This window comes from Brunnivagina elsteri CCALA 953 (assembly GCF_002289455.1).
Lineage (GTDB): Bacteria > Cyanobacteriota > Cyanobacteriia > Cyanobacteriales > Nostocaceae > Brunnivagina > Brunnivagina elsteri.
Map to the genome: position 1 here is coordinate 20,780 of NZ_NTFS01000025.1, position 10,476 is coordinate 31,255.

Sequence of the window (10,476 nt, forward strand, 5' to 3'; positions counted from 1 at the left end):
AAAAAATATATTTACTCTGTTTATTTTTTTTAAACTTAGTGAAAAATGCCTATCTATCAAGTATTTCACTTGATTTTTCCTATGTTATTTTTCAGTTTGTCAAAATAAATTTCTTAATAAATAAATTTATTAATTTCTTATAAATCAAATTATTCGACATCGATCGCAAATAGAGACGCGAAACTACCTTTCGGGAACTTGCTACGCGTCTCTACATTTTTTGTCGTAATGCCCTATTCCCTATTTATCCTTAAACCCACCTGCATAGGTAATTACGCACATCTTGCCATATTTCGCATGATTTCCAAAGCCGACTCCGGTGACTTTAAAAGCTGGATTAAAGATATTTTTCCGGTGTCCGCGATCGCGTACTCCATCGTCGATAATTAATTGCATAATTATATCTTGTGCTGTAGCCGGACCATAGCTGATATTTTCCCCTGCTGTAGTTTGCCATTTACCATAACGACTGATACGAGAAAAGGGACTACTACCATCGCTACCATTATGACCGATCGCACCTTTGTTTCCTTGGTCTTTCACATGGTCTTTTGCCCCTAATGACATTCCCTTCGATGCTGCTAGGGAAGGCATTTGACGCTGAACTTTGAGGAATGCGATCGCTTCATCAACTGCCTTTGTTCCTTCCTGTGTCACCAAAAATGTATTGCTACCAATTTTAACTTTGTTACCTTGGAAACGTTTGCGGTAATTTTCCAATATCGGTAAATAGGATTTGGGATTTGTCCGTACTTTGTTCGTTTCGGCAATTACCTGAGCTTCTAGAGTTGATAAATTATTTGCTTGTGCGAGTAAAACTGGTTTGGTTTGTGTGCTGATTTTTTTATTAACAGCAGAGCTTGTAGATATTTCCCTTGCTGACGATGCTTGAGATGGCAATAATTGCGGGGTACTGGTAAATATAAAGGCAAGCGAGAAAAACATCCAAAATTTCAGGTGATGCATTTATAACCTCTTAACGAATACTCTACTGTCTAACTTTGATACTCCTTACTGACTGATTTTGACAACAGGATGTTTCTGGAAATGTCTCACACACAATCTTTTCAAGTCTATATATAAATTTAAACTCATAAGTATTAATACGTATTTTGCTCTTTAATTAACACTAGTTATCTAAATTTTGACTCGTCTCGTTTCAATGAAATTAATACCCACATTCCGATTGAAGTCAAGATGGTGGATTAGCTCTACAAAAGTTAAATATAGTTTGTGTTCGAGAATACTGTAGGGGTAAACTCTTACCCTGATTTTTATTACATCCAAACTGCGATCGCTATTCCGATTGAACTCAAGATGGTGCGTTAGCTCTATAAAAGTTAAATATAGCTTGTGTTCGAGAGTACTGTAGGGGTAAAAAGTTGTTTACCCTAATTTTTATTACATCCAAACTGCGATCGCTATATTTAAGAGAACTCCACAGAAAGAAATGCCCAATGTCATTATGAGGAACGTTCGCGCTGAGTCGCAAAGCGACACGCTGCGCGAACGCGTTCCCGAAGGGTAGAATCTCGCGTAGATGCTGAGTTCCAAGGGGACACGCTACGCGAACGTTCCACCCTGCGGGAAGCAAGCTACAGCATGACAACACAGGATCATTCATTTTGTGGCTTACTCTAATCCCTCAGCTTAAACTCCATCGGGATCAATACCTAACTCTCGCAATTTTGCCGCAAAAATTTCTTTTTTCTGACGTTCGCTTTCAAGTTCTGCCACTGCTGCTTCAGCCCGTTGCTTTTCAGTTTCAGCCCGTTGCTTTTCAGCTTCAGCCCGTTGCTTTTCAGTTTCAGCCCGTTGCCTTTCAGCTTCAGCCCGTTGCTTTTCAGCCTCAGCTTGTTCCGAACTCCACAGCAGCAAATTACCCGCTTCATCCCACCATCGCAACCAGCTAATATTTAACCCTAAACGGGTTCCCTGCCAAATTCCTAAAAATAATTGTAATTCAGGAATCCAATAACGTCCCAAATCGGAAGGTTCTTGCAAAACATATTGATTATTTTGCAAAATGCGTACTTCTAAATTGGTTTCATAGGGGTTAAAAATTACATAGGTGGGAACTTGCAGTATTTTTTCGTAAAAATACAATTTCCCATAGGGAAAAGTGGGACGAATCGAATACTCCAAATTATCAGCATCCGAGAGAAATTCCATTACCACGGATACCCCATCCCCTTCGACATTAGGTGTATAGCTGCGACGGATTACTCCCGAAGCTACGGGTAAAACATTGCTAACATATAACCAATCTGGTGCTTTAACAATGGTTTTTTGATTAACCGTAGCCACAAGACCAAAATTAGATACTATCAGCATCTGGGGTTGAATTCGATTTCCAGCACCCAAGGCATCCGTAAGTGCTGCTGCTATTGTTGGTTGTTGTTGATTTTCCACTGGATCATCGGGCAGGATAAAATCGTCTGGGAGCTTTTCCCATGTCACGTTCACGGAGTGACTCCTTTGGAGTATCGCAGTTTGAGTTTTAGAGGTGGCTAAAACCATAAGATTTTTTTTGAGTAAAGTTTATGATACAGCCGAGATAATACAATTTTACTATTTGTTCGGCGCATTTACTTGCAATAAATCTAATTGTCGCTCAAATATTTCATCTATTGCTAACATTTCCCCAGCTTGAGTCATAAATTTATGGTCTTTTGTTGCTCGAATAATTGCACCATTTTCTAACCCATATTCAAAGACTTCTTGCTGTCCGCGATTATGCCATTGCACAATTTCTTGGACGTAAATATTACCAAATTCATTCACAGTATAAATAGAACAATGAATGCGTTTCTCGACTATTTCTCCAATGGGAATAAAGCCATATTCAACAGTACAAATATCTGTATCGTAGCTCAAACAATATTCGGCAAACTTTAACATGTCCTCGAATAGCTTTTCTACTACCTGTTTTTTAACTCCATTTTTAGTGGAACCATCAATAAATTTCTCTTTTTGTTTCTGCATTTCCGAAACTTTCTTTTTACCCATTGCTCGACGTAACAAATCAGCTTCAGCCAAGGAATATCCAGCCATATCTTGAGCAATTTTCATTATTTGTTCTTGATAAACCATAATTCCATAGGTTTCATCAAGAATCGGTTCTAAAATTATACTTTCGTATTCTATTTCCTCACGTCCGTGTTTGCGATCGATAAAGTGGGGTATCAAACCTGCATCTAATGGTCCAGGTCGATATAGTGCCAAAATAGAGGAAATATCTTCGATATTCGATGGTTTCAAATCGCGAACAATTTGCTTCATTCCTGAAGACTCTAATTGAAATATACCTTCTAATTCCCCTAGTTCTAATAGTTCGTATGTCTTCTTCACATCCTTGGGTAATTTTGCCGTATCCCCACCTCTTGCAAGAATTTTTTGGGCTTTGCGCTCTTGGGCAGTAATATCATATGGATCGATGCTATAACCATGATTTTTTTCGATCAACTCAATCGCATTTTCAATCATGGTGAGATTTTTTAAACCCAAGAAGTCCATTTTTAGAAGACCAATTGAATCTAAATCTTCCATATAATATTGAGTAATTACGGAACCATCATTATTCCTTTGTAACGGCACAATTTCATCTAATGGTTCGGCAGAAATTACCACCCCCGCAGCATGTACCCCAAAGGTTTTATTAGTACCTTCGATGCAGATTGCCATATCTAACCAATGCTTAACTCTGGGGTCATTATCGTATTTTTCTTTAAATTCCGGTGCTGGGGTTTCATCGGAAATCATTTTTTTCAAAGGTGTTGGTTTACCTCGTGCCACAGGAATTAGTTTCGCCATTTTGTCGGCATCCCCGTAGGGAACACCTAACACTCTGGCAACATCTTTTAATACTGCTTTTGAGGTCATGCGGTTGAAAGTGATGATTTGGGCAACCCTTTCTTTACCGTATTTGTTAGTAACATATTCAATCACTTTATCCCGTTGTTCAATGCAGAAATCTGTGTCGATATCAGGCATTGATTTCCGTTCTGGATTGAGGAAACGCTCAAATAATAGCCCATGATGCACGGGGTCAATGTTAGTAATACCCATCGAAAAAGCGACAAGAGAACCCGCAGCGCTGCCTCTACCTGGTCCCACGGAAATCTTATTATCACGAGCAAATTTGATGTAGTCCCATACTATTAAAAAATAGCCAGAAAACCCCATTTGTTGAATCATTTTTAATTCATATTCCATCCGCTCTTTATAAACTTGTTCGATTTCGCTGCGGTTTTTATAACGTAGTTTTTCTAATAAACCTAGCCAAGCAACTTCTTCGACAAAGGTATCAGTAGTATGACCTGCTGGAATCGGATAATGGGGAATGCGAGGTTCCCCAAGAATATCGCTATAAGGTTCAATTTTATCGGCAACTTCTTCGGTGGTTACTATTGCTGTTTCGATGACATCATTAGGTAAATGGTCGCGGAATAATTTTCGCATTTCGTCTGCGGATTTTAAATATTCCGTTCCCGTATAACGCATTCGCTTCTCTTCACTAACTAGCGCTTTTGTTTGGATACATAGTAAAGCGTCATGTGATTCGACATCGAAACAGGAGGTAAAATGAGAATCGTTGGTGGCAATTACTTTGATGCCTAATTCCTTGGCTATTTTGACTATTTCAACATTAACAATTCGGTCTTCTTGAAAACCGTGGTCTTGAATTTCTAAATAATAGTCATCACCAAATACATCTTTATACCATTGAGCAACTTTACGAGCTGCATCTGGTCTTCCACTCATGATTGCTTGGGGTACTTCTCCACCTAAACAAGCGCTAGTAACGATTAAATCTTCATGATACTTTTTGAGTAATTCTTTATTAATACAAGGTCGAGAAAATATGCCTTTACCTTGTACACCTTCAAGATGGGAAATAGATGTTAATTTAACTAAATTTTTATAACCTTTGAGACTTTTTGCTAATACAACTTGGTGATATTTAGGACGACGTTCTTGCTTAGTAATATCACCATTGATAATGTACATCTCATTGCCAATGATTGGCTTAATATTCTTGCCACGACAAATTTTGATTAACTCGATTGCACCATACATTACCCCGTGGTCAGTCAATGCGATCGCTTTCATTCCCAAAGCGATCGCACGATCAATTAATCCAGGTAGCTGGCTCGCACCGTCCAGCAGACTATAATCACTGTGAATGTGTAAAGGTACAAATGACATCGCGATCGCACTATCCCAGTAAGGAACCTAAGGGGAAATCATACTACTTTAATTCCCCACTAGGTCAACTAGTATATCTGAATTAATGAAAATCGGGATGGGGAGAATAGTACCCATGCCTTATTCCCTCTACCCATTATCAGGGGAAATCTTAGATATCTTAAAATATCTTAAAATTATCCTGGATTTTTACGGCTTTGTTGATACTGCTTAATCTGCTGTCTTTGTTGCTCTGTTAAAACCTTATTGAAAATTTGCTGCTGGGAAGCAACAACAATTTGACGAAGTTTTTGCCCTTGTTGTTGGCTCAATTTCAAGTCAGTGGTGATTTCCTGGGGGGTACGACGTGCTTTCAGGGATGTTTCTAGTTGTTTACGTTGACTAGGGGTTAAAACCTTATTAATGTCATTACGGACTTGCAGGTTGATTTTCTTGACTTGCTCTTGCTGTGGGGCTGTTAGCGAGATTTGTGGTGGTGGAGCAACGCTTGGTTGTTGGTTGGCTTGAGCAACTTGTTGGGCTGGTTTTGCATTAGCTGTGTAAGGGATTGCCGTCAAAGAAAGCGTGAGAGCGCAAAGCGCATACTTCGTGAACCCAGTTGCTAACAGTGATAAATTCTTAAACTTCATTGATTGCCTCGTGGATTTGTCCGGTTCGTTTTAACCATTATAGAATCCCCACCAGTTAATCCCCACCAGTTAATCCCTTTGTTTAACTTCCTCCTCAAGTACCCGCAAACGAAAAATTACTATATCTAGCTTTGAGGAAAAATCAGCCTCCAAGATTTCAATCTTTCCTTCATTACGCGAAACTTTCACCTTCAAATCCTGGAGTTCCCCGCGAAGGCTTTCTACCCGTCCAATTCCCCACCCCACAATAGGGATAATTAACCCAATCGCTGCAATATCCAAAAATGGCATAAAATATCCTTTGAAGAGTAATGTATTTGGGTGCTGACCCTAACCAGCACCCAAACATTGTTTTAACCAATCAAGCGTATTCGGTAATGCTAATGTCAGAAGCAGCTACGGCGCTTTGAGCAAAAATGTCACCCTTGTAAATACCGCCATTATTAGGCAGAATGAATAACTGTCCTGCTGGAACTTTTTCGATTAAATTTAAACCGCTTCCATCAGCAGCAATATTTGTAAATAGGCTAATTTCCTGTAAACCCGCTCGAATGATAAGATGTAATCTATTTGGATTTCGTCCGACGATTTCAGTAACGTCTGAAAATTCTGCCATAGTTTCAACTGTTGTAGGAAAAACAGACCGAAAACCACTTGATGTGGATACTAAATAATCCATAATTGTCGTCTCTCCAAATCTTGCTTTTAGGTAATTAGAAAGTTCCTCAAGTGGATTAGCCGCTTGGTAAACTTCTGCTTCAATAATCCAATCAATATCCGTATAGTCTAAACGTTTCAAGCACAGTTTTTGCTGTGCAATCCCAGACGGAAAGTAAAAAGTAAAAATTTCACTTTCCGACCGATAACTTAGTCTTTGAGGATTGAATATATTTAGCTTTTCATCAACAAATCCTTGAGCTACCACCGCTTTTAGGTATTTGTTGTCGGTGTTATTAATTGGTTTATGAATAATTCTAAATACTTCACCAACGACTGGAATCGTAAATTCCCAGTCTTGAGTTAAATTTATTTCTCCTAGTGCTAGCCAAGCCATCAATTACCACCGTAGGTAGAAATGTCGTCAATTTTCTGCTCAATTCTGGGTAAGTCAACACTACTAACTTGCTTGACTAATTCCTCAATTGAATCTGTAACAGTACCCCGATATTCCCAAAGAGAAAAACGAACATCTTTAAACCAAGTAGGAGGCTCGTAAGTCAAGCTATAGGTATCTATATACTGAGGAAAAATTAACAATTTACTGCGGTTAAGCCTAAGCCTTAAAGATGTTGCATCCACTTCTGGTAATGCAGAAACCCCTCCCCCGCTTCCTATTTGAAATCGTTGTGATAAATACCCCCCAAACTTCCAGGTACTTTTAGCAGAAATATTGATAATTCGACAAGCCAATACAGGTTTATCAAATAAAAAAGGTACTTCAAATGCTGCAATAGGAATATAACCACCCGTCGGAGTCAATAACTGGGCTTGACGGGTTTCATCATAAATCAGTGACCAATTTGATTGGACATTTAATTCCAACTTTAAAGCCATTACGAATAGCCAATTACCTGCAAATTGTTTTCAACTGTTACTAGATACTGGTCAATATTCACGTTGCAAAGTTCTAGGATGTCGCAGTAATCAGCAAAGCTAATTTCACCATTAATAAAACGGGTTTGGGCTAATCCTATACATTCCTGTTGCTTGATTAGATAATTAGCCTCATCAAGGCAAACAAACCCGTTTAAATTGATTTCAGTATCTAGGATTAAATCCAGCATTATCTATATACTTCAGTCCGGAAGCTAACACTTCGATTTGTTCCACCAGTAGCAACCGCACTAAGAATGTCAGCTTTTACGGCTTTGTAGGAAACTAAAGTACTTTCTCCTTGACCAAACGGGAAGGTATAGCTGTTGTTATTTTTTTTCTGGTAGGTTCTCCCAGTTATTTTAGACGGGGTAGAAGTCCCTGCTGTTGTAGCTGCAATAGTCACTGTTGCTCGTGCTGGTGTGAATCCAATTGCATTAGCGCCATCACCCGTAGTCCTGTGATTTAATTTTAATGCTGTCAATCCTGTGGCTGAAAATTGCCCAGACGCACGCTTACTAAAACTAACCAAAAGGAAATCCGTACTAGTTGCTGCTTCTGCAAAGGGTAAAATCTTTACCTCGTCAAGCTGTCCGGGTTTTGAAGCAGCATCACGAGTATAGGTAATAACCTTTTTACCGCTTTTATATTCCTGATATTCCGCAAGTTGGGAGCCAGCCGGAGCGTTTACGGGGGTCGTAGTTGTTCCACCAGCCCCCGGAGCGCGAAGGTATTTTAGTGCAGCGTTTAAACTCTTAAATCTTTTAGCCATGTCAAAAAAGTGAAGCGTTGTAAAGTGTGACAATCCAGTTATGGCACGGATTTATAGCTCAAATCCTCCGACGGATAAGTTAACTTCTCCCTGTTCTAATGCTTAAGGTCATCGAATTACACCCTTTGTATGACAGACCGCAAGCGTCCGCCAACCGCAACTAAATTTACTGGGTTCGGTTGACCATGTATAAGAAGTTGCGCGCACCTAAATTTGACATCAGCCCTTCTTCGTTGAATCGGCTTTTTTACTGTTTTCCCATATACCCGATGTGTGCCGGGGTTTGTTGGGTAACTGCGATCATGATCGACAAATTGAAAGTTGTCACGCTCAAATGTATGATTTTGAATACCTAATACTTGTTTAACAACTTTTTCCCCCTCTGTTTTTGACTTCACGAGTAATCTCATGTCATAACCTTTTTCCGTATCTAGGTAAGTACATTTAAACCAGCCTTTTTCCCAGGTAAAGACAGGCACGGCAAAATCATTTTTAATTTTTAACGCTAAGGACTCAGCCTTGGTACGACTGATAGTTTCGCTAGACACGTCCATTAAGCGAAATGTTATCTCCCCTTCTAGTCGTGGCACTCTAGATATGTTATGAGTCTCATTGTCAAAGCCTTCTTTGAAATAAAGTTTTACCTGTGGTCTAAACTTCGCATTCGATTGTAATTCCTGTACTGGTATGCCATAAATAGGTGTTTGGATTGCTGCTGCATGTCCGGCTGTAATCTCAAACAACCACATCCTCATCATTGTCATGGTTGCTGTGTCTCCGTCTTTGATTAAGCAGGAATGCTTTAATCTTGCTTTGGGGGTACTAACGTCGTTATCAGCTTGGTTTTTGAACCAATTTTGCACCCGTCGATTATGGTCAATTCGTACCAAATCTTGTAAATTTTCAAACTCACTAAAACCTGTTGGTAAGGGCATAATTAATCATCAGCCTCTTTATCCTGGTCTGTAATTGCTCTTAACATTGTTGAAATATTTTTAGAGATACTTTCTTCCGCCGTTAACTTATCGGGTTCGGGTATTTCTGGTGCTTTATTTTCGGGCTTATTGTCTTCTTTGATTGCTTTTACTAATTCTGTATTTGCTGTTTGTAGCTCAGTCACGGCATTAATAACATCAAGTGGTGCTTGGGTGACTTGCTGGATTGTTGATGCCCCTTGCTGTAGATTCTCTAGGGTTTGGGATATCCGATTAAACTTAGGCTGTGGATTCATCCAACCGTAGGCATTTTCTAATACTTCCCCGCTCTTTTTAAGTGCGTTACCAATTTTTCCTGTATAGCTCCCAATCAACTCCATGCCAGAAAGGATGGTACTTGATATATTTTGAAAGCTATTTAATACGTTGGTTGTGGCTTGATAAATTCGATTTGCTTTAGCAAAATTCATTGATAAATCAACATAATTCTCAGTTCCGATAATTCCTTTAACTAGATTCTCTATAGTTAAATTAATGATATTTCCTATGTTTAGCGGTTGACCGCTATCGTCTTTAATTCCGATTAATGTAAGGACATTAGAGAAAGCTCCTAATAATGTTGTCCCTATGTCGCGGGATAACATCAAATGGTTTTGTACGGTAGCCGCAAAAGTCAGCATGTTTAAGGCTCTATCTAATTGCAGCCATTCAAACCCTTTAACTAACTTCCCAGAAATACCTCCGACGATTTGCGCTCCCAATTTAAGGTCTATTTTGGTTAATAGAGCTATCTGAGCGGCATTAGCACCAGTATTAAACGCATTGAGCAAATTATTAGCTCGGTTGTTTGTGTTGTTGTTGACACTATTCCCTAAGTCATCTAAAGCCTTGCGGGAACAACCACCAGGTTGCATAGTCCTACATACCCCTTGGGCTGTTAAATTAGGTATCTCTGGACGCAAGCGATCGACTGTTTGAGTCGATGTAAGGTCACTCGACTTTTGTATAAGTAATGGGATTCCAATTGTTAGTTTTAACAAGTCTTCTAGTTTTTTATTTCCGTCCTCATTCACTTTTTCTTGCCTCTTGATTCGCTCTTTCAATATATCTATATCTGCTTTTCTAATATCTAACTCTCTGTCTTGCCTATTATCGATTTTGATTCTATCGCCAACATTTTGGACAAGGTTTCCTACTGCGTTTTGAAGCGTTCCAGTTACATCAATATAAGGCTTAATCTGATTTTTGATGTATGGCTCGATAATCCTAATTATCTGTCCACTGTTTTGTTGAATCTCAGGAATTAACTTATCCCTATCTAGTTTTTTCTCTATCTTTA

Annotated in this window: 11 protein-coding genes; all 11 read right to left on the reverse strand. The window is 39.1% G+C overall.

Features of this window, described 5'->3' with window-relative positions; translation table 11 throughout:
* Window positions 1-240 precede the first annotated feature (240 nt).
* A complete protein-coding gene (locus CK510_RS03970; RefSeq protein WP_169926997.1) occupies window positions 241-966 on the reverse strand; it encodes a CAP domain-containing protein in 726 nt (241 codons plus the stop codon).
* A gap of 684 nt (window positions 967-1,650) precedes the next feature.
* The gene (locus CK510_RS03975; RefSeq protein WP_095720459.1) at window positions 1,651-2,520 is read right to left on the reverse strand and encodes a Uma2 family endonuclease; all 870 of its coding nucleotides are present in this window, start codon (window positions 2,518-2,520) and stop codon (window positions 1,651-1,653) included.
* 51 nt (window positions 2,521-2,571) lie between these two features.
* A complete protein-coding gene (locus CK510_RS03980; protein WP_095720460.1) occupies window positions 2,572-5,208 on the reverse strand; it encodes a DNA polymerase III subunit alpha in 2,637 nt (878 codons plus the stop codon).
* Window positions 5,209-5,384: 176 nt separating this feature from the next.
* Window positions 5,385-5,837: a hypothetical protein gene (locus CK510_RS03985; RefSeq protein ID WP_095720461.1), complete on the reverse strand. Its 453-nt coding sequence runs from the start codon at window positions 5,835-5,837 to the stop codon at window positions 5,385-5,387.
* Between the two features lie 69 nt (window positions 5,838-5,906).
* Entirely contained in the window at window positions 5,907-6,128 is a 222-nt protein-coding gene (locus CK510_RS03990) for a hypothetical protein (RefSeq protein ID WP_095720462.1), read from the reverse strand.
* Between the two features lie 70 nt (window positions 6,129-6,198).
* Window positions 6,199-6,891, reverse strand: coding sequence for a hypothetical protein (locus tag CK510_RS03995; RefSeq protein ID WP_095720463.1), 693 nt, complete (start codon window positions 6,889-6,891; stop codon window positions 6,199-6,201).
* Window positions 6,891-7,391 (reverse strand): hypothetical protein, encoded by a 501-nt coding sequence (locus CK510_RS04000; RefSeq protein WP_095720464.1) that lies wholly within the window; start codon window positions 7,389-7,391, stop codon window positions 6,891-6,893. The genes CK510_RS03995 and CK510_RS04000 overlap by 1 nt, the downstream gene beginning before the upstream one ends.
* Window positions 7,391-7,621 (reverse strand): hypothetical protein, encoded by a 231-nt coding sequence (locus tag CK510_RS04005; protein WP_095720465.1) that lies wholly within the window; start codon window positions 7,619-7,621, stop codon window positions 7,391-7,393. Before CK510_RS04005 ends, CK510_RS04000 begins: the two co-directional genes overlap by 1 nt.
* Window positions 7,621-8,202: a hypothetical protein gene (locus CK510_RS04010; protein WP_095720466.1), complete on the reverse strand. Its 582-nt coding sequence runs from the start codon at window positions 8,200-8,202 to the stop codon at window positions 7,621-7,623. The genes CK510_RS04005 and CK510_RS04010 overlap by 1 nt, the downstream gene beginning before the upstream one ends.
* Window positions 8,203-8,318: 116 nt before the next feature.
* Window positions 8,319-9,137 (reverse strand): hypothetical protein, encoded by an 819-nt coding sequence (locus tag CK510_RS04015; protein WP_095720467.1) that lies wholly within the window; start codon window positions 9,135-9,137, stop codon window positions 8,319-8,321.
* Window positions 9,138-9,139: 2 nt separating this feature from the next.
* The coding region (locus tag CK510_RS31460; protein ID WP_158224836.1) for a hypothetical protein at window positions 9,140-10,476 on the reverse strand (1,337 nt) is incomplete at its 5' end.

Bases quoted from the DNA above. Each gene is read 5' to 3' on its own strand.
- CK510_RS03970 (WP_169926997.1), bottom strand. From the start codon at position 966: ATGCATCACCTGAAATTTTGGATGTTTTTCTCGCTTGCCTTTATATTT.
- CK510_RS03975 (WP_095720459.1), bottom strand. From the start codon at position 2,520: ATGGTTTTAGCCACCTCTAAAACTCAAACTGCGATACTCCAAAGGAGT.
- CK510_RS03980 (WP_095720460.1), bottom strand. From the start codon at position 5,208: ATGTCATTTGTACCTTTACACATTCACAGTGATTATAGTCTGCTGGAC.
- CK510_RS03985 (WP_095720461.1), bottom strand. From the start codon at position 5,837: ATGAAGTTTAAGAATTTATCACTGTTAGCAACTGGGTTCACGAAGTAT.
- CK510_RS03990 (WP_095720462.1), bottom strand. From the start codon at position 6,128: ATGCCATTTTTGGATATTGCAGCGATTGGGTTAATTATCCCTATTGTG.
- CK510_RS03995 (WP_095720463.1), bottom strand. From the start codon at position 6,891: ATGGCTTGGCTAGCACTAGGAGAAATAAATTTAACTCAAGACTGGGAA.
- CK510_RS04000 (WP_095720464.1), bottom strand. From the start codon at position 7,391: ATGGCTTTAAAGTTGGAATTAAATGTCCAATCAAATTGGTCACTGATT.
- CK510_RS04005 (WP_095720465.1), bottom strand. From the start codon at position 7,621: ATGCTGGATTTAATCCTAGATACTGAAATCAATTTAAACGGGTTTGTT.
- CK510_RS04010 (WP_095720466.1), bottom strand. From the start codon at position 8,202: ATGGCTAAAAGATTTAAGAGTTTAAACGCTGCACTAAAATACCTTCGC.
- CK510_RS04015 (WP_095720467.1), bottom strand. From the start codon at position 9,137: ATGCCCTTACCAACAGGTTTTAGTGAGTTTGAAAATTTACAAGATTTG.